Raw genomic sequence first — 19,057 nt, 5'->3', positions numbered from 1 at the left:
CCAACCGCACACCCATCGCCATCAAATAAACTGGAGTTGTTCGTCATGCCTAAGATGAAGACCAAGAAGAGTGCTGCAAAGCGCTTCGTGGTGCGTCCGGGCGGCACCGTCAAGCGCGGTCAAGCCTTCAAGCGTCACATCCTGACCAAGAAAACCACGAAGAACAAGCGTCACCTGCGCGGCGCAACGGCAGTTCATGATTCCGATCTGAACTCCGTCCGCGCGATGCTGCCGTTCGCGTAACCCCTCAACTGATACTCTAAGGAGAGAAACATGCCTCGAGTCAAACGTGGGGTAACCGCACGGGCCCGCCACAAGAAGATCATCAACCTGGCCAAGGGTTATCGCGGCCGTCGCAATAACGTCTACCGCATCGCCAAGCAGGCGGTGATGCGCGCTGGTCAGTACGCGTACCGCGATCGCCGCAACAAGAAGCGTGTGTTCCGCGCACTGTGGATCACGCGTATCAACGCGGCAGTCCGCCAGCACGACATGACCTACAGCGTGTTCATCAACGGCCTGAAGAAGGCGTCGATCGAACTCGACCGTAAGGTCCTGGCCGACATGGCGGTGTTCGACAAGGCTGCTTTTGCTGCGATCGTCAAGCAGGTGAAAGCCGCCGTTGCAGCCTAATTGCGAAATTAGCACTGCGTGGTGAGTTGCAGCGATGTTCCGGTAGTCTCGGCCGCTGCAGCGAAAACGGGGCTCTTCCGAGCCCCTTTTTTGTTTGGTGAGCAGTTTTGCTTGCCAAGACCGAATGACGTTGGAAATGATGGGATCTATGGATCTGGACCAGATTGTCGCCGACGCGCAGCAGTCCTTCGAACAGGCTGCCGACATCACCACGCTCGAAAACGAGAAAGCACGATTTCTCGGCAAGTCGGGTGCGCTGACCGAGTTGCTCAAGGGCCTCGGCAAGCTCGATCCCGAAGCACGCAAGACCGAAGGCGCACGCATCAACGTCGTGAAGCAGCAGGTTGAAGCCGCGCTGACCGCTCGCCGCCAGGCGCTCGCCGACGCGCTGTTGAACCAGCGCCTCGCCGCCGAGGCGATCGACGTCACGTTGCCGGGCCGCGGCGCCGGTGCAGGCAGCCTGCACCCCGTGATGCGCACGTGGGAGCGCGTCGAACAGATTTTCCGCTCGATCGGCTTCGACGTGGCCGACGGTCCCGAAATCGAGACCGACTGGTACAACTTCACGTCGCTGAACAGCCCGGAGAACCATCCGGCGCGTTCGATGCAGGACACCTTCTACGTCGAAGGCAAGGATGCCGACGGCCGCCAGCTGCTGCTGCGCACGCACACGAGCCCGATGCAGGTGCGTTACGCGCGCATGAACCGTCCGCCGATCAAGGTGATCGCGCCGGGCCGTACGTATCGCGTCGACAGCGATGCGACCCACTCGCCGATGTTCAATCAGGTCGAGGGGCTGTGGATCGACGAAAACATCAGCTTCGCCGACCTCAAGGGCGTCTATACCGACTTCCTGAAGAAATTCTTCGAGCGCGACGACATCCTCGTGCGCTTCCGTCCGTCGTATTTCCCGTTCACGGAACCGTCGGCCGAGATCGACATGATGTTCGAGCACGGCAAGAACGCCGGCAAATGGCTCGAGATCTCGGGCTCGGGGCAGGTGCATCCGACCGTGATCCGCAACATGGGCCTCGATCCCGAGCGCTACATCGGCTTTGCGTTCGGCAGCGGCCTCGAGCGCCTGACGATGCTGCGCTACGGCGTGCAGGATCTCCGGCTGTTCTTCGAGAACGATCTGCGTTTCCTGCGCCAGTTCGCATAACGCACGCGCCGCGCCGACATGTGCCCGCGCACGCCCCGCCGGACGTTTCCGACGGGGCCCGGGCGTCGATCTAACCTGTTTCGAACGTAGACATCCATGCAATTCCCTGAATCCTGGTTGAGAACCTTTGTCGACCCGCAGCTGACGACCGACGAACTGTCGCACGCGCTGACGATGGCGGGGCTCGAAGTCGAATCGCTGAGCAAGGCTGCGCCGCCGACGTCGAAGATCGTCGTCGGGCGCGTGCTCGAAGTCGTCAAGCATCCGGATGCGGACAAGCTCAATGTCTGCCAGGTCGACGCCGGCACCGGCGCGACGCTGAATATCGTGTGCGGCGCACCGAACGTGTCGCCCGGCATCAAGGTGCCGGTCGCGCTGGTCGGCGCGGAACTGCCGCCGGCAGAAGAGGGCGGCAAGCCTTTCGCGATCAAGCTGTCGAAGCTGCGCGGCGTGGAGAGCCAGGGGATGCTGTGCTCGGCGCGCGAGTTGAAGCTGTCCGAGGACCACAGCGGCCTGCTGATCCTGCCGGAAGACACGCCGATCGGCCAGGACATCCGTGACACGCTCAATCTCGACGACACGATCTTCGAAATCAAGCTGACGCCGAACAAGGCCGACTGCCTGTCGGTATTCGGCATCGCGCGCGAGACGGCCGCGATCACCGGCGCGCCGCTGACGCCGGTCGATATCCGTCCGGTGCGCGTCGAGCTCGACGAGACGCTGCCCGTGCGCATCGCCGCCCCTGATCTGTGCGGCCGCTTCTCGGGCCGCGTGATCCGCGGCGTGAACGCGCACGCGAAGACGCCGCAATGGATGGTCGAGCGCCTTGATCGCTCGGGCCAGCGCAGCGTGTCGGCGCTCGTCGACATCTCGAACTACGTGATGTTCGAGCTCGGCCGTCCGTCGCACGTGTTCGACCTGGACAAGATCCACGGCGGCATCGAGGTGCGCTGGGGCAAGCGCGGCGAGTCGCTGAAGCTGCTGAACGGCAACACGGTCGAACTCGACGAAACGGTCGGCGTGATTGCGGACGACCGTCAGGTCGAAAGCCTCGCGGGCATCATGGGCGGTGACAGCACGGCCGTCACGCTCGACACGACGAACATCTACCTGGAGGCCGCGTTCTGGTGGCCGGACAGCATCCGTGGTCGCGCACGCAAGTACAACTTCTCGACCGATGCGGCTCATCGCTTCGAGCGCGGCGTCGACTATGCGACGACCGTCGAGCACGTCGAGCGCATTACCCAACTGATTCTCGAGATCTGCGGCGGCAAGGCCGGCCCGGTCGACGATCAGGCGGTGAACCTGCCACAGCGCGCACCGGTGAAGATGCGCGTGTCGCGCGCGAACCGCATCATTGGCGTGAAGATCGACGCCGACGAGATCGCGAACATCTTCACGCGCCTCGGCCTGCCGTTCGAGCGTGACGACGACGCATTCCTGGTCACGCCGCCGTCGCACCGCTTCGACATTGAGATCGAGGAAGACCTGATTGAGGAAGTCGCGCGCATTTACGGCTTCGAGAAGATTCCGGCGCGTCCGCCGGTCGCGACGAGCGAGATGCGCGCAACCAACGAGACGCAACGTTCGATCCATGACATCCGTCATGCGCTCGCGGCGCGCGACTATGCGGAAACGGTCAACTTCAGCTTCGTCGATGCGGAATGGGAGCACGATTTCGCTGGCAACGACAACCCGATCCGCCTGCTGAACCCGATCGCGAGCCAGCTGTCGGTGATGCGCACGACGCTGTTCGGCAGCCTGATCTCGGTGCTGCGCCACAACCTGAACCGTCGCGCGGATCGCGTGCGTGTGTTCGAGGCGGGTCGCGTGTTCCTCGCCGATCCGTCGGTGAAGGCCGGCGAACTGACCGTCGAAGGCTACACGCAGCCGAAGCGTGTCGGCGCGCTCGCGTACGGCCCGGCGGTCGACGAGCAGTGGGGCGTGGCGACCCGCCCGGTCGATTTCTTCGACGTGAAGGGCGATCTCGAGGCGCTGCTCGCGCCGGCCGCCGCACGCTTCGTGAAGGCCGAACATCCGGCCCTCCATCCGGGTCGCAGCGCGCGCATCGAAGTCGATGGCCGCGCGGTCGGCTGGATCGGCGAGCTGCATCCGCGCCTGATGCAGAAGTACGAGCTGCCGCACGCGCCCGTGATGTTCGAAATCGACGCGGACGCGCTGATCGCGCGTGCGTTGCCGGCACCGACCGACGTGTCGAAATTCCCGCCGGTACGGCGCGATATCGCGGTCGTGGTCGATCAGGCGGTCGAGGTTCAGGCACTTTTCGACGAAATGAAGAAGGCACTGGCAGAAGACGCCTGCCGATTCGTTCAGAAGGTTGTACTCTTCGACGAATTTCGTGCAAAATCAAATACTTCCGGTGGCCTTGCCGCGCACGAGAAGAGCCTTGCCTTCCGCGTGACGCTGCAGGATGCGGCTGGCACGCTACAGGACGAGGTCGTCGATCAGGCGATCCAGACGCTGGTCGAGCGGATGGCGCGTGCCGGTGCTCGTCTGCGCGGCTAAGGAGAAGGGCCGCCCGTTCGCGGGTGGCTTTTCCCTATCGTAAGTTTTGGTTTAACGCGCTGTATGGCAGATATGAACGACATGACCTCGAGTGAATTCGAAGCCCTCCTGACGGCGCAACGCAGCGCCATGAACCGCGACGCTTCGGCGCCGGCGTCCGCCGAGACGCCGACGCTGACGAAAGCGGAACTGGCGGAGCTGTTGTTCGACAGTGTCGGGCTGAACAAGCGTGAAGCGAAGGACATGGTCGAGGCGTTTTTCGAAGTGATCCGCGACGCGCTCGAAAACGGTGAAAGCGTCAAGCTGTCGGGGTTCGGCAACTTCCAACTGCGCGACAAGCCGCAGCGTCCGGGCCGCAACCCGAAGACGGGCGAGGCGATTCCGATCGCGGCCCGCCGGGTGGTAACCTTCCACGCGAGCCAGAAGCTGAAGGCGCTGGTCGAAAACGGCACGGAGTAACGCCCCGCGCCGACGTCTCCGCGCGACCGCCGCGCACCCTTTACCGACGGTTAACCGACGATGACCACTACGGTTGAGAAAGTCGTCCTGCCTCCGATTCCCGCGAAGCGCTACTTCACGATCGGTGAAGTCAGTGAACTATGCGGGGTCAAGCCGCATGTGCTGCGTTACTGGGAACAGGAATTTACGCAGTTGCGGCCGGTGAAGCGGCGTGGCAATCGCCGGTACTACCAGCACCACGAAGTGCTGCTGATCCGTCGGATTCGCGAGTTGCTGTATGAACAGGGCTTCACGATCAACGGGGCGCGCAACCGGCTCGATTCGCCGGGCGGCGAACGCGCTGCCCCCGCACCGGACGAATCCGACGTACCGGCCACCGATGTGCGGGCGCCTGGCAAGCCGGGTGCGACGGTCGACGTGATCGCGTTGCGACAGGCGCTTCTTGATGTAATCGACGGACTGAAGCACGACTGAGTGCGACCTCGAATCGGCAAAAAGCCCGGTTGGCGAAATGAAGTGCCACCGGGCTTTTTCATGCATGCGGGTTCGCGATATCAGCGAGACGCGAGCGGATTCGGCTTGCCCATGTCGACGACCAGCGTGCCGTCCGGCAGCATCCGCACCGAGCCCTGCGCGACCTGGCTGCGGTAGTCGTACAGGTCGAAACGCATCGGGCCGGTTTCGGCCGAGTTCCGGATCAGCGCGCGCACGTTCAGTTCGAGCACGTTGAACATCTTCATGTCGCCGCCTTCCATCCACATGTAACTCGATGCGTCGATCTGCGGCCGCTTTGGCACGGGTGCGTCGGTGGCGCGCCGGAACGTGAGGCGCAGTCCGTCGCGTTCGACCGTCGCCTGGCCGAGCTTGCCGTTCAGCATCGGCGGCGGAAATACGGTGTATTGGTCGAGCACGAGCGTGTCGCCGCGCAGTCGCGCGCCGCGGCGCTGCAGCGGTGTCAGCGACGCGAGCTCGATGCCGAGCGAGCGCAGCAGCTTTGCCTGCGGGATGCCGAGTACCGACACCTGCGACGGCTTGAACGCGAGGTGCCGGTCGTCGAGTACCGACAGCGAGCCCTTCATGTCGGTCGGCAGCCACACGCCGGGCACGTGATTCCAGAGCTTGATGCCGCCCTGGACGCGCAGGTCCTGCCCATCCGCGCTCAATTGCAGGTCGTTCAGCGAGCGCGGCGAATAGTCGAGCAGATAGTTGTTGAAGAGCGCCGACATCGCCTTCCACGATTCGACGACCGTGCCGCCGAGAATGCGGATGTCGTACTGGTTCGGATCGTCGAGGTCGACCGGTTCGCCGGGTCGTTTCGCGACGAGCTGCACGTCGAGATCCTCGACATGGAAGCCGATGTCGCCGGACAGGTTGAAGTCGACGTTGTGCAGATGGATCGTCGGGTTGCGGTTCGACACGTGCCGCTCGTTGAACGGCGTGGTCGACGAGCGCCGTATGGAGACTTTCTGCATGCCGGGCTGCGCGGCGCCGGCTGCGAGCGCAAACGCTTCCCAGTGCTGGCGCGAGTCGCGCAACGCATTCTGCTGCGCGGCGAGGAAGCTGTCGTTCAGGCGAGCGGCCGCATTGCCGAGCGCGGCGCCGCTCGCGGGGCCCGCATACGACGGCATCCGGATTGCCATCGCGCCGCTTTCGTCGAAATTGAAATAGCCGGCCGATACCTGATCGCGATAGTGGTACAGGTCGAACACAAAATTCTGGTCGCGTTTCGTTGGGTCGACCGGGGCGATCAGGATGTCGGCGTTCATTGGCATCGAGCGCATGAACTTCACGTCGCCGCCGCGAATGTACATCGACTGTTGCGGCGCATTCGCGGGGAGTGTGAAGCCGGCGTGCGAGCCGTCGTCGAGCGTCAGGTCGAGGCCGGCCGGCGTCACGCGCAGCGCTGTGATCCTGATCTTCAGTCGCGGCGGCGGCATCAGCTTGTCGACCGACATTACGAGGTCATCGCCCGCGAGCCGCGCGATCGGCGTCTCGACCTTCAGCAGGTCGGCCATTTTCACGTTGGCCGCGCGCATCACCGGCTGTGCATTGATGCCCGATACGCGCACGCCGGTCGGATGGAACACGAGCTGGCTGCCGTCGCGAATCGCGAGCGTGCCGGTCAGCGAGAACGGCACCCAGCCGTCGCGCTGCATCTCGCCTTGCAGATGGATCACGCCGTCGCCGGCCGATACCGCGAGCTTGCGCAGCGGTGCGTTACGGTAACCGAAGATGTAGGTATTGAAGAGTGCGGTCAGCTTCGCGTTGTCGAGCGTGACCGTGCCGTCGTGCACGTCGATCTCGAAGCTCGTCGGATCGTCGAACACGATCGGTGCGCCGGCCTGCGTCGGCACGAGTGTCGCGGACAACTGGTGGATGAAGAAGCCGAGATTGTTGACGATGCGGAAATCGACATCGCGCAGAAACGTCATCGCACCGTTCTGGCCCGAGTCGCGCAGCGTGAACGGGCGCGGCTGCGTGAGGCTGATCGACGCGAGCGACGGTACGGTGCGGGCGATCTGCTGTTCACGGGCGAGGCGTTCGGCTTTGGCGCGCTCGATCTTCGTCGAGGCGACCGAGGCGTTGCCGTCGCGCTGCGCAGCCGGTTCCGCGCAGCCGGCGCAGAGCAGCGCGAGCGCGAGCGTGCCGCAGCCGAGCGCACGGGAGGTGCCGTGTGAGACCGAGGCGGCCGCGCGTCGCGGGCCGGCCATCCAGTCGAAAATTGCCAAAGGCGTGCGATGGCCGCGCCGGACCGCATTCCGCATCGTCTGTCTCCATGTCTTGTCGTGATCGACGACGGCGCGCGGCCGATGCACGGCGCGGATGTCGATGCCGTGCAGTGTGGCATAGCCCGCTAGAGCGGCGTTACCAAACAGCGGTGGTCCGGGCAATGCCGGTCGGTGCACGACAGGACAATGGATTCACGGTGGCGGGGCGCCGAGATCAAACGGTCGTTTGGTTTTGCGGTCGAGGCTGACGCCACGCACTGCGCCGATCGGCAAATCCGGCGTCGGCATGGGCTGACGCGGGTTTCCGTGCCGGATGAAGGGCGCGTTCGATTCGGGGCGCAGGCGACTGCGCGGCGACGGACATGGTTTCGCTATCGCCGCCTGCCCGGCCAATCAGACCAGCATGCGTTGCCGGATCGCATTCTGCGTCGTCTGGTCCAGCTGCAGGCCGTTATCGATGTACGACGTCATCGAGCCGTACGACGTGACGACCTGATCGAATGCCGCTTGCAGATAGGCGGTCTGCGCGCTTTGCAGCGCGGCCATCATGTCGGCCGCGTCCTGCCCGCCGCTCTTCTGCGCTTGCGCGACATAGGCGGTGATTTCCGACGCGCTGTAGACGTTGGTCAGCAGATAGTCGGCGAAAATCGTGTGCCGCGGAACGCCGAGGATCGTGTGCAGAATGGCCGTCGCCCAGCCGGTGCGATCCTTGCCGGCCGTGCAGTGAACGATCAGGTTGCCGCCGGATGCGGCAAAGCCGGCGAATAGCGAGTGGTAACTCGTCCGTGCCGTTTCCGACGTCACGAACGCCCGATACATGCTTTGCATGAAGGCCGAGGCAGTCGTGCCGCTGGTCGGAAGCGGGCCGAGATTGGCGGTGCCGAGCACGTTGAGGTTCTGCCAGGTGGCGCCTGCCAATGGCACATCCGGCTGCGCGTGGATCTCGGAAGGCGTGCGCAGGTCGGAGACCTGCGTGATGCCGAACGTATCGACCGTTGCGAGGTCGGCCGCGGACAACGCGAGCGCGGGCGACCGGTAGATCACGCCTTTTTTCGTCATTGCGCCGCTTGCGGTGGCATAGCCCGTTCCGTCTGGTCCCGCGGTGTCGCGAAAGTTCGCTGCCGAACCGAGCCTGGGCATCGTGACGGGGGCGACCGCGATCGAATCGCCGCCGCACGCGGACAGAAGTGACGCGCTTCCCAGCGCGATGCCGAGCGTGCCGGCGCCCAGCCGGAGAAAGTGTCGACGGGAAATTTCGTTTTTCTGATTCATTCACTGGCCTTTGTCGGAGACGGTGACAGGACGTTGCGACCGAAGCCGTTGCCGGTATGCCGCGCCGCGCGGCGAAGCGCAGACGTGCCATATCGATCGGCATACAGTCGGACGATGCGCCGTGCGCGTCGATCTCGCGCCGGGTAAGCGCACGGTAGCGATCCGCGGCGAAACGGCCATCGTCCTTTTCGATTAGGACGCGATGCGGGTTGCCGGTGCGATTCGCGCAACTTGCTGTACGTGCAACGGCTGCGGCGCGGTAAGATCGGCATCGGTAGCGGGATGGATCAAAGCATGGTGTCCGACACGGGGGAGGCGTCATGGATCTGAAGGAACTCGACGTATTGGGAGCGGATGTAGGCGATCACTGGTACTACGCGTCGAAGGCGAGCGCGATCCGCCGGTTCCTGGGCACGTCGGACGCGAATCGCATACTCGACGTTGGCGCGGGCTCGGGTTTCTTTTCCAAGCATTTGCTCGAGCGCACGCAGGCGACGGAGGCGTGGTGTGTCGATACGAGCTATGCCGACGATACCGACGGTGAGGCGGCCGGCAAGCCCGTCCATTTTCGCCGTGCCGTCGATCGATTCGATGCCGATCTCGTGCTGCTGATGGATGTTCTCGAACACGTCGATGACGATGTCGGGCTGCTTGCCCGTTATGTGGCGGGCGCGCCGAAGGGTAGCCGGTTCCTGATCACGGTTCCCGCGTTTCAGTTCCTCTGGAGCGCGCATGACGATTTTCTCGAGCACAAGCGCAGGTATACGCTCGACGGCCTCGAAGACGTCGCGCGTCGTGCGGGGCTGGAGGTCGAGCACGGGGCATACTACTTCGGCCTTACGTTTCCGCTCGCGGCGGCATTGCGACTAAGCGAACGGGTGCGTCGGCAACCGCGCGAGTCGGCGTCGCAATTGCGCCGGCACCATCCGGCCGTCAACGGTCTGCTCAAGCTGATCTGCCGGGTCGAGTTGCCGATGTTCCGGTTCAATCGGGTGGCGGGCCTCACGGTCATCTGTGTCGCGCGCAAGCAGTGAGCATCGAACCGTCACGTCTCGTCACGCCATCTCGCAAAAAATTTCGCAGGAACATGCACAAAATGCATGCGTCCCGTTCTAAATCGACAAACTGTCTGTTATAATTTTCTTCTTTCGGGGCGTAGCGCAGCCTGGTAGCGTACCTGCATGGGGTGCAGGTGGTCGGAGGTTCAAATCCTCTCGCCCCGACCAGACAAAGAACCCGCGTCAGTTCAGGCTGACGCGGGTTTTTTCTTGCCCGTCGCTTTTTTGCACATCCCGGCGCGGCCCCGGTAAAATGCAGGGTTGATCCACGGAAAGCGCCGTGATTTAGCGGAAGAGGATTCCCCGAACATGACTGATCTTCGTCTTACCATGCGGTTCGCTGCAGTGCTCGCCACCGGTGCGCTCGTCGCCGGTTGCGGTACGTCGTCGCCCACGAAAGTGGACTACAAGAGCGATTCGAAATCGAAGGAAGCGTCGCTCGCAGTGCCGCCCAACATGCTCGACGAGACGGCCGATCAGCGCTCGCTGCCGCCACAGGGCGGCGCGACTTCCCTGTCTGCGCTTCAGCAGGTCCAGCACGCCGCGCCCGCGACGGACACCGTCGCGCCCGCCGTGGTCGGCATGCATATCCAGCGCGACGGCACCGAGAGCTGGCTCGTGATCGACGGCAAGAAGCCCGCCGACATCTGGCCGCAAGTTCGCCGTTTCTGGCAGGAGCAGGGTTTCCTGCTCGTCGTCGACCAGCGCGACAAGGGCGTGATGGAAACCGACTGGAACGAGACCCATCCGCAGATCAACGACGGTCTGATCCGTAGCGTGATCTCGAAGGCGATGGGCAATTCGTACGTGACGGCGGAGCGCAACAAGTACCGCACGCGCCTCGATTCGGATCCGAACGGCGGCACCTACGTGTTCATCAGCCAGAAGGGCATGCGCGAGGCGATCACCGGCGCGAACAACGATTCGAGCAAGTGGGAAGCGAAGCCGAACGATCCGGCGCTCGAGACGGAATACCTGAAGCGGCTGATGGCGGTGCTCGCGCAGAACGAGCAGCGTGCGAAGAATGGCGAGCCGCCGGTCGCGAACATCAACGACAACACGGTGCCGAAGGACAAGAAGGCCGATACCGACGCATCGAAGGCTGCTGCCGCGGCGATCGCTGCGCAGAACGTTGCGCGTACGTCGTCGCAAGCGAACGACGTCGATTCGGGCGCGGTGCCGTCCGAAGTCACGCTCGGCGAGCCGTACGACCGTTCGTGGCTGCACGTCGGCCTCGCGCTCGATCGCGCGAACTTCACGGTCGACGATCGCGATCGCACGAAGGGTCTGTATTTCGTGCGGTATGTCGATCCAAAGGATCTGAGTGCGGCCGAGCAGGGCTTCTGGAGCCAGCTGTTCCATGGCAAGAAGGAAAAGCAGGCGAAGCAGTATCGCGTCAATGTGAAGGCGCTGACGCCGGACCAGACGCGCGTGGCAGTCGTCGACGATTCGGGTGCGATCGATACGTCGTCGCCGGCCCGACAGATCATGGGGCTGCTCGTGAATCAGCTGCGCTGATCGCGGCAAGCTTCCGGTTTTCGAAAAAGCCCGCCTTTCGGCGGGCTTTTTCATTTTCACGCGCGTCGACGCGGGCGTCTGCGGGCGTTCGGCCCCGCCTCCTGACGTTACGTAACATCCGCGCGTTACGGCGGCAGAGCGCGTGTTACGTCGTCATGGCCGTGAAAAATATCCTTACAGATCAATGGTGTGCCTTTTCAGGTGAACCTGGCACGCAAACTGCTTTATAAATTAGGACAGGGAGGATGGCGTCAGATTCCGGGCGTGCATCGCGAGTGCCTGATCAACGGTATCAACGTCTTCAGATGCCGGCGCTGCGAGCGCCGGCGCAACCGATGACGATCCGCGCAGCGCGCGGATCTCGATGGCCCCGTCGCCTATCCTCGTAGGGCGACGGTTTCGCCCGCGCTTCTTCTGAAGCGCGGGCAATTTTTTGGTGAGGTCCCAACACGAGGGTGTGCCGACCCAACTGGTGCGGTTCGTATTCGTCGAGCGCTGGGGAAGGTCGCCTTGGCCGCGCATGCGCGTTCAGCGCACATTCTGGATTGCCGCGGACCGGGCCGATCGTTTCGGGGTCCGCGAGCTGAAGCTCGTGTGAGCGAGGTGGAGCGGCCGGGCGCGTTGCCGGCCGCTGCGACGCGTCAGTGCGACGCGCTCGGTACGTCGAGAATCAGGATGATCGTCCAGTCGGCGTCGCCGTCGTGGTGATACTGGCGTTCGGCGACGATGAACGGCTGCTGCTTGCCTTGCGGACCGAGGAAAAGCACGTCGCCCTCCATCGGCAGGCACTCGATCGGCGGCAGCGCAAGGAATGCGTCGTCCGAGCCGCGCGGCATCAGTTGCTTGATCTTGCGAGTGGCTGCTTCGGTCCACTCGATGTCGAGTTGAATGTTGCTCATGCTGTCCTCCGCACCGGGGTGCGCACGGGTGGAAAATTTCGGTGCGCGACTTTAGCACAGCGCGCAGGCGCCGCAACCAAAAAAGCCGAACCCGGTTGCCCGGATTCGGCTTTTCGCTTATGCGGTGCCGCCGAACTTACTGGCTGGCAGCGTCTGCCGGAGCGGCCTTGGCGGCCTTCTTGGCGGCCTTCTTCGCTGCCTTGTGGTGAGCAGCCTTCTTGCCCTGGTGATGCTCTTCCTGCATCGCCGGCTGAGCGGCTTCGGCCGCTTGCTGCTGCTGCAGCGCTTGTGCGCGCTGCTCGATCTCGGCAATCTTGGCCGGATCGGTGATGGTCTGGATTTGCGTGCTCTCTTGCGCATACGCTGCGCCAGTCAGCGCCGACATCGCGACCAGAATAGCCAGGGACGTCTTCTTCATTGCTTTACCTCCGCTAAGTGGTGATGAACCCGAATGTTGCCGTTTTGTCTGGCGACTGCAATCGAGTGCGTGTCGAGTGTAACAAAAGTGACGGATCAATGTGCATCGGATCACGGCGCAGCGCAAGGCCTCGTTGAAGTCGCGCAACACTTCGCGCATTCCGTCACGCGCATGCCATCCCGGGCGGCACCGTCGCTTTCGGTGTCCGTATTGCCGTCAAAACCAGCCGAGCCATCGATAGACGTGGAACTGCGCGATGCCGACCAGTTCATGCAAGGCCTGGTTCGCGTTTTCCAGGTTGTGCCAGCGTGGCAGCCAGCCCGTTTGTGCACGCCGGCGGTTCGAATAAACGGGCTGCGGATCGATGCCGAAGCGGCGGAAATCGAGCAATGCGCGGCGCATCTGGTAAGACGACGTGACGAGAATGCGCGTGTCGTCATGTTGTGAGCGTAGTATAGACGCAGTGAATTTCGCGTTTTCGTAGGTCGTACGGCTGTTCGGCTCGAGCACGAGATCGCCGGAGGCGACGCCTTCCGCGACCAGCCGGCGCCCGTAGACGGCCGCCTCGGTTTCGCCGTGATGCTGCGGGTCGCCGCCCGACATCACCACGGTGCAGCGGGTGGCCTGCTGCAGGCACGTGCGATAGAGCGCCGCGGTCTTGCGAATGCGTGCTTCACCGTCGGGAGGCGGCCGCAGGCCGGTCTCGCCGCGCCGCGTGCCGATGCCGATGCCGATGATGATCAGCGTCGTTCGGCCGTGCATGTCGGGGCGCTCGACCGGCGTAACACCCGCCTCGGTCCACGCGATGAGCGGCGCGGCGAGCCAGCCTGTCGCGAGCAGCCAGAGCAGCGCGACACCGGCGATCGCAATGAGTCGCCGCCGCTTGCGGCAGAGCATGAAACAGATGAAGAGAAGTGCAAATGAATCGAACAGAATCAATTTGATTGGGGTATGGTGTCTTTTTATGGACGGCTGACGATCCGGCCCTGACGCGACGCCGAACGTCGGCCTCCAGAATCGGTGGCGGTATCGGCGGGCGGAGCTCCCGCCCGGCGCGCCGCTTCGCATTGTCGCTGCACTTTAAGAAAGAATCGAGATGGCCACGTATTCCAACGAAGCGGTGCTCGACGCATTGAGACGAGTGCAGTACCGCCAGGTACCGTGGGCGCGCCGCCCGGGCGTGTTCGAGTATCTCCGGTCGCTAGGGCTGATGGACACGGTCAGGCAGAAGACCGTTGCTCCCGCACCGGGTTTCCATGCCCCGGTCGACATCGCGGTGCTGACCGATAATGGTCGAGCCGAATGTGCGCGCCTCGAGCGCGACGAGAAATTGCTTTCCTGGACCGATCGCCGTATGGACGACTACGCATTGAGCGAAGCGAGCGCCGTGGCGATTCTCGAAAGCCGCCTGTAGCGGCGCACGCCAGTTCTCGCGCGCGGTGCGCGCGATACTCAAAAAAAAGCCCGTATCACGAGGATACGGGCGTACCGGATACTTTTGCTGTTGCCACGCTGTGCTCATGGCAACGAATGTGACTCGTCGCATGTCGAGCAGTTCCCGAATCCGGGAATTTTCTTTGACGAAATCCTGCAGATTGCCGGACTACGGATGACGCGGCAGGTCGGACGGCTGCGAGCTGATGCGCGCACGCGCGTTGCTGGCGATGTCGCCGCGCAAATCGCCGCGCGGCACGGTCTGCCGGTTGGGCGACGTGACGGGCGGTTGCTGGCGAAGGGTGTTCCGGTGCTCTTGCTGGCGGTGAGGCGGCTTTGTGCGATCGTCGGCGCGAGCGGGGGCGGTCAGCGCCAGCGAAATGACAATGCCGCATGCGACGAGCAGTGACATTGGTTTCATGGCGGGGCTCCCTTCAAGCCGTCGGCGAGGCTTGTTGATATGTCGCTAAGGTAAGCGCGGGAGTGCAGGCTTGCTGTAAATAATAGTAAATAGATGTATCGCGGCACGACAGCGGTAATCGACGACGACGCGAGCGCCGCGCAACGGGCGTGGCGATGAAAGAAACCGGGCGGCCGAAGCCGCCCGATCGAGCATGCGTTACGCCATCTTCACGGGGGCGCGCCAGGATTCCGGATTGGTCCAGAAGGCGCCGCGCAGCCGATCGCGGCTCGGCGGTGCCGGCGGCTTCGTCGCGCTTGCCCCGATGCGACCGCGCAATGAGATCTGGCGGCCGCTCGTGCCGAGTCGCTTGACGATTTCGGCGAGCGTACCGTCTGCCTGCCATTCGTCGAAACGACGGCGGCAGGTCGGCGGCGACGGATAGCGGCCCGGCAGCTTCGACCAGCCTTCACCCGTCGACAGTACCCACAGCACGGCGTTGACTACCGAACGTGCTTCCACGCGCGGACGGCCGCGCCGTTCGCTCCGTGCGGGTTCCGAGCAAAACAGACCTTCGACCAGCGCCCACTCGTTATCTCTCAAATCGTCGAACAGCATCATGTCCTCACCTCAGCGAAGCTAACTCCGGTGCGCTGCCCTGCGCCGCGCACTCTTCAAGCACTCGAACGTCGAGTGCCGGGTGGGGGCGTCCGGTCGGCCGGCAGCGGCATCTCTGCCTTCCGTCCGACGAAAACCTGCGCCCTGTGCGTCAGGTAATGCACGATGTGTGCCATGTCGGAGGCGATCCCCTCGAGAGCCGCTTGGCAGCGGGCTAACGGCTAAGTCAGCTAGGGGCGTATAAGACGCCAAAATAACCCGCCAGCAAATCGGGACAATCACCAATCTTGTGCAATTCGCCCGTGCCACGTGCGTTTGCGCGAATATTGCACCGCAGCGAAACATGTGCGATCGATGCCGGATTCGCACATCGGGGCTGTTTCGCGCATTAAAATCGTGCATTGATGTCGACGATTGATGAGGTGAGGGGATGAACGTTACGCTGCGCCAGCTTCGCGTATTCATCGAAGTCGCGCGGCTCAGGAGCTTCAGTCGCGCGGGCGACGAGATCGGACTCACGCAGTCCGCGGTCAGCCGTTGCGTGCGTGAGCTCGAGGCCGAACTCGGGCTGAAGCTGATCGACCGGACGACGCGCGACGTACAGTTGACCGACGTCGGGGCGAACCTGATCGCGAGCGTGTCCCGACTGATCGACGATCTCGACGACACGTTGCGCGAGATTCGCGAGATCGGCGAGCAGCGGCGGGGGCGCGTGATCGTTGCCGCGAGCCCGACGATCGCGTGCCGGCTGATGCCGCGCGTCGTCGCGTCGTGCGAGCGCCAGTTCCCGTTCGTCACGCTCGGCCTGCGCGACGACGTGCAGAGCGACGTGCTGCGCAAGGTGAAGTCGAGCGAGGTCGATTTCGGCGTCGTCATCGGGCCGCTCGCCGTCGCCGATCTCGTGTGCGAACCGTTGATGACCGACTCGTTCTGCCTGGTCGCGCGCGCCGATCATCCGCTTGCGGCGCGGGCGGAGGTGCCATGGACGGCACTCGACGGCGAGCGTCTCGTGCTGCTCGATCATGCGTCCGGAAGCCGGCCGCTGATCGACGCTGCGCTGGCCGCCCATCGGGTGAATGCGACGGTCATGCAGGAACTCGGGCATTCGGCGACCGTATTCGGGCTCGTCGAGGCCGGTGTCGGCGTGAGCGTGCAGCCGTGGCTATCTCTGCCGCTGCCGGCCGGATCGACGCTGGTCGCGCGGCCACTGACGCCCCGTACCGAGCGTACCGTCGAACTGGTGCGCCGCCGCGACCGGTCTCTGTCGCCGGCCGCGCAGGCGATCTGGGAGCTTGTGCGCCAGATGCCGGCACGGGCGGAGGATCTCGACTGAGGGTGCGAATCCGCCGCGCACGCCGGTACACTAGGCGGACCGTGTTCCTCAGTGGCGATTCTCGATGAGGCATTTCGCAGAGGTCGGCCCGGCGACGGGCGAGCCGGCGGCACGCAGCGCAGTCCATGCGCTGCGTCCGTCACTGATCAGGGAAGTGGTGAACGCCGGCTTCGGCGTGCCCGACGTGCTGCCGTTCTGGTTCGGCGAATCCGATCGGGTGACGCCTACATTCATTCGTGACGCAGCCGCGGCGGCGCTGCGCGACGGCGCAACCTTCTATACGCACAACCTCGGCACGGTCCCGCTGCGCGACGCGATCGCGGACTACGTGAGCGTGCGGCACGGCGCGACGGCGGCCGAGACGATTGCCGTGACGAGTTCGGGCGTGAGCGCGCTGATGCTCGCTGCGCAACTACTGGTCGGTCCGGGCGATCGCGTCGTCGCGGTCACGCCGCTCTGGCCGAACCTCGTCGAAATTCCGAAGATCCTCGGTGCGCAGGTCGAATGCGTACCGCTCGGCCATGGCGACGCGGGCTGGCGGCTCGACGTCGACCGGCTGCTCGCGGCACTGACGCCCGACACGCGGATGCTGTTCGTCAACTCGCCGAACAATCCGACCGGCTGGACGATGTCCCGCGACGACCAGCAGGCCGTACTCGCGCATTGCCGACGTCACGGCATATGGGTGGTCGCCGACGAGGTGTACGAGCGGCTCGCGTTCGGCGCGGTCGGTGCGTCGTCGTTCCTCGACATCGCATCGCGCGACGAGCGGGTGATCGTCGTGAATTCGTTCTCGAAGGCCTGGGCGATGACGGGCTGGCGGCTCGGATGGCTGGTCGCGCCAGCGTCGGTCATGGGCGACCTGTCGAAGCTGGTCGAATACAACACGTCGTGCGCGCCGGGTTTCATCCAGTCCGCGGGCGAAGTCGCGCTGCGCGACGGCGAACCGTTCGTGCAGTCGTTTGTCACGGCGCTGCGCGGCGCGCGTGATCATCTGGTCGCCGCACTGCACACGCTGCCGGGCGTCGACGTGCCGCCTCCGCCGGGCGCGATGTACCTGTTCCTGCGCTTGCCGGGCGCGGACGACAGCTTCGCGTTCTGCAAGTCGCTGGTGCGCGAGGCAGGGCTGGGACTGGCGCCGGGGCGCGCGTTTGGCCCGGAGGGCGAAGGGTTCGTGCGCTGGTGCTACGCATGCGATCCGGTGCGGCTCGATGCGGGCGTCGAGCGCTTGCGCCATTTCCTCGCTCGCGGCGCGTGCCTGCGCTGAAGCGGGGACGGAGCGCCCGAGGCGTGCTGACGGCGAGCCGTTCGGCGAATCTTTACGCACCGGGCGATTTTGCGTAATATGGCGCTCAGTCACGCGGTTCCGTCGTTGAGCCGTGCTGTTCCGTCCGGTTTGGGCCTGGCTTGAAGTTGGTTCGCCGCCCCCGGTTCGTGCTCCCATCAATATGACCGATCAGAATCGGGCGAGCGCGTCTTCCGTTCCTTTCGTCTGTTTGTTGATCCGGTTCGTTTGACCACAGGGTCTGGCCTAGCTGCATGAATACCCAAGAGGCGAAGATCGTCCTCGAGACTGCTTTGATCTGCGCGCAGGAACCGCTGAAGCTCGGCGATTTGCGCAAGCTCTTTGCCGACGGCGTGTCGGCTGACACGGTCCGCACGTTGCTCGAAGATCTGAAACAGGATTGGTCCGGCCGCGGCGTCGAACTGGTGGCGCTGGCAACCGGATGGCGCTTTCAGAGCAAGCCGGCGATGCGTCACTTTCTGGATCGACTGCATCCCGAGAAGCCGCCGAAATATTCGCGCGCGGTGCTCGAAACGCTCGCGATCATCGCGTATCGGCAACCCGTCACGCGCGGCGACATCGAAGAGATTCGTGGCGTCACGGTCAATACGCAGGTGGTCAAGCAGCTCGAGGATCGAGGCTGGATCGAGGTGATCGGGCATCGCGACGTGCCGGGACGTCCGGCGCTGTACGCGACGACCAAGCAGTTCCTCGACGATCTCGGCCTGAAGGCGCTCGACGACCTGCCCGCGCTCGAGGAGCCCGCCGCGAACATCGAGGCCGCGCTGCTCGCGCAGCAGGCGATGGACTTCGACGGCGATGCGCCGGCGGCGGAAGCGGTGCCGGACGCTGGCGAAGCGGCGGCCGACGAGCCATACGAATTGCCGGGCGACGCAGCGACGGACATCGCGTCGACGCAGGAAATGCCGAACCGCGATACGCTGGAAGCTGATCGCGTTCAAGCCGAACAGGGCGGCGCCGAAGCAGCGCCGGCCGGCGGGCCATCCGAGCCGCTGCATGCGGAATGGAACGAGGAAGATCGCAAGCCGGCCGCCGACGCGGTTGCCGGAGACGGAGCGGAAGCGGCCGGCGAGATGCCGGGCGAGGCTGGCCAGGCCGACGCCTCACGCTCCCGTCCCGCGGACGGCGAGATGCTGGACGATACGTCTGACAGTCTTGCCGACGCCGTACGCAGTGCCAGCGCGCCCATCGGCGCCGACGCGCTGCCGGACGACGAAGCAGAACCCGAACAGCGCCGCGCCTGATCGCGGCCGACTTCTTGCCGCGCCCGCGCCGGGCGCGAGACCTGACAT

General features: G+C 64.3%; 18 protein-coding genes, 1 tRNA gene and 1 pseudogene. 13 read left to right on the top strand and 7 right to left on the bottom strand.

What is annotated here, in order from left to right; all coding sequences use genetic code 11:
- Positions 1–45: 45 nt before the first annotated feature.
- The 6 genes from rpmI to DIE15_RS30525 all read left to right on the top strand — a co-directional run bounded on the left by rpmI (position 46) and on the right by DIE15_RS30525 (position 5,254).
- Complete coding sequence (rpmI, locus tag DIE15_RS30550) at positions 46–243, top strand: 50S ribosomal protein L35 (RefSeq protein ID WP_004191477.1); 198 nt, start codon at positions 46–48, stop codon at positions 241–243.
- Between the two features lie 30 nt (positions 244–273).
- Positions 274–633, top strand: a complete 360-nt coding sequence (gene rplT, locus DIE15_RS30545; protein ID WP_004192938.1) for a 50S ribosomal protein L20 — start codon at positions 274–276, stop codon at positions 631–633.
- Positions 634–781: 148 nt separating this feature from the next.
- Positions 782–1,795 (top strand): phenylalanine--tRNA ligase subunit alpha, encoded by a 1,014-nt coding sequence (gene pheS / locus DIE15_RS30540; protein ID WP_014897235.1) that lies wholly within the window; start codon positions 782–784, stop codon positions 1,793–1,795.
- Positions 1,796–1,891: 96 nt separating this feature from the next.
- Positions 1,892–4,321: a phenylalanine--tRNA ligase subunit beta gene (gene pheT / locus DIE15_RS30535; protein WP_124835102.1), complete on the top strand. Its 2,430-nt coding sequence runs from the start codon at positions 1,892–1,894 to the stop codon at positions 4,319–4,321.
- 72 nt (positions 4,322–4,393) lie between these two features.
- The gene (locus tag DIE15_RS30530; RefSeq protein WP_057924300.1) at positions 4,394–4,780 is read left to right on the top strand and encodes an integration host factor subunit alpha; all 387 of its coding nucleotides are present in this window, start codon (positions 4,394–4,396) and stop codon (positions 4,778–4,780) included.
- Positions 4,781–4,840: 60 nt separating this feature from the next.
- The gene (locus tag DIE15_RS30525) at positions 4,841–5,254 is read left to right on the top strand and encodes a MerR family transcriptional regulator (RefSeq protein WP_057924301.1); all 414 of its coding nucleotides are present in this window, start codon (positions 4,841–4,843) and stop codon (positions 5,252–5,254) included.
- A gap of 80 nt (positions 5,255–5,334) precedes the next feature.
- Here the strand turns inward: DIE15_RS30525 and DIE15_RS30520 are convergent, their stop codons facing one another.
- Together DIE15_RS30520 and DIE15_RS30510 are read right to left on the bottom strand one after the other, a co-directional pair.
- A complete protein-coding gene (locus DIE15_RS30520) occupies positions 5,335–7,545 on the bottom strand; it encodes a hypothetical protein (protein ID WP_124835101.1) in 2,211 nt (736 codons plus the stop codon).
- 357 nt (positions 7,546–7,902) lie between these two features.
- Positions 7,903–8,670: a tyrosine-protein phosphatase gene (locus DIE15_RS30510; RefSeq protein ID WP_260428382.1), complete on the bottom strand. Its 768-nt coding sequence runs from the start codon at positions 8,668–8,670 to the stop codon at positions 7,903–7,905.
- 431 nt (positions 8,671–9,101) lie between these two features.
- Between DIE15_RS30510 and DIE15_RS30505 the strand changes: the two genes are divergently transcribed.
- The 3 genes from DIE15_RS30505 to bamC all read left to right on the top strand — a co-directional run bounded on the left by DIE15_RS30505 (position 9,102) and on the right by bamC (position 11,357).
- On the top strand, positions 9,102–9,815 hold the full coding sequence (locus tag DIE15_RS30505) for a methyltransferase domain-containing protein (RefSeq protein WP_124835099.1): 714 nt from the start codon (positions 9,102–9,104) through the stop codon (positions 9,813–9,815).
- A 115-nt stretch (positions 9,816–9,930) separates the two neighbouring features.
- Positions 9,931–10,007: transfer RNA gene (locus DIE15_RS30500), tRNA-Pro, on the top strand.
- 141 nt (positions 10,008–10,148) lie between these two features.
- Positions 10,149–11,357 carry an outer membrane protein assembly factor BamC gene (bamC, locus tag DIE15_RS30495; protein WP_057924305.1) on the top strand — a complete coding sequence of 403 codons (1,209 nt, stop codon included), beginning with the start codon at positions 10,149–10,151 and terminating at the stop codon, positions 11,355–11,357.
- Positions 11,358–11,998: 641 nt separating this feature from the next.
- On the opposite strand, the gene DIE15_RS30490 is transcribed toward bamC, so the two are convergent.
- From DIE15_RS30490 to DIE15_RS30480, 3 genes are all read right to left on the bottom strand, one after another.
- Positions 11,999–12,256 (bottom strand): hypothetical protein, encoded by a 258-nt coding sequence (locus DIE15_RS30490; protein ID WP_006486090.1) that lies wholly within the window; start codon positions 12,254–12,256, stop codon positions 11,999–12,001.
- Between the two features lie 136 nt (positions 12,257–12,392).
- A complete protein-coding gene (locus tag DIE15_RS30485) occupies positions 12,393–12,674 on the bottom strand; it encodes a hypothetical protein (protein ID WP_057924306.1) in 282 nt (93 codons plus the stop codon).
- 216 nt (positions 12,675–12,890) lie between these two features.
- Positions 12,891–13,613, bottom strand: coding sequence for a YdcF family protein (locus DIE15_RS30480; RefSeq protein ID WP_124835109.1), 723 nt, complete (start codon positions 13,611–13,613; stop codon positions 12,891–12,893).
- A 157-nt stretch (positions 13,614–13,770) separates the two neighbouring features.
- Here DIE15_RS30480 and DIE15_RS30475 point away from each other — a divergent pair, with 157 nt between their 5' ends.
- Positions 13,771–14,088 carry a hypothetical protein gene (locus tag DIE15_RS30475; protein WP_006754206.1) on the top strand — a complete coding sequence of 106 codons (318 nt, stop codon included), beginning with the start codon at positions 13,771–13,773 and terminating at the stop codon, positions 14,086–14,088.
- A 189-nt stretch (positions 14,089–14,277) separates the two neighbouring features.
- Here the strand turns inward: DIE15_RS30475 and DIE15_RS37845 are convergent, their stop codons facing one another.
- Together DIE15_RS37845 and DIE15_RS30465 are read right to left on the bottom strand one after the other, a co-directional pair.
- The gene (locus DIE15_RS37845) at positions 14,278–14,529 is read right to left on the bottom strand and encodes a hypothetical protein (protein ID WP_057924308.1); all 252 of its coding nucleotides are present in this window, start codon (positions 14,527–14,529) and stop codon (positions 14,278–14,280) included.
- Positions 14,530–14,730: 201 nt separating this feature from the next.
- Positions 14,731–15,126, bottom strand: a pseudogene (locus DIE15_RS30465) (transposase); the annotation flags it as partial.
- 430 nt (positions 15,127–15,556) lie between these two features.
- Between DIE15_RS30465 and DIE15_RS30460 the strand changes: the two are divergent.
- The 3 genes from DIE15_RS30460 (at position 15,557) to scpB (ending at position 19,009) form a co-directional block, all read left to right on the top strand.
- Positions 15,557–16,459, top strand: a complete 903-nt coding sequence (locus tag DIE15_RS30460) for a LysR family transcriptional regulator (RefSeq protein ID WP_124835098.1) — start codon at positions 15,557–15,559, stop codon at positions 16,457–16,459.
- A 64-nt stretch (positions 16,460–16,523) separates the two neighbouring features.
- On the top strand, positions 16,524–17,726 hold the full coding sequence (locus tag DIE15_RS30455; RefSeq protein WP_124835097.1) for a pyridoxal phosphate-dependent aminotransferase: 1,203 nt from the start codon (positions 16,524–16,526) through the stop codon (positions 17,724–17,726).
- Positions 17,727–17,998: 272 nt separating this feature from the next.
- Complete coding sequence (gene scpB / locus DIE15_RS30450) at positions 17,999–19,009, top strand: SMC-Scp complex subunit ScpB (protein ID WP_124835096.1); 1,011 nt, start codon at positions 17,999–18,001, stop codon at positions 19,007–19,009.
- The last annotated feature ends 48 nt before the right edge of the window (positions 19,010–19,057 follow it).

The sequence above is a fragment of the Burkholderia sp. Bp9031 genome (assembly GCF_003857965.1).
GTDB lineage: Bacteria > Pseudomonadota > Gammaproteobacteria > Burkholderiales > Burkholderiaceae > Burkholderia > Burkholderia ambifaria_A.
This window is presented reverse-complemented; position numbering and strand designations above follow the sequence as displayed.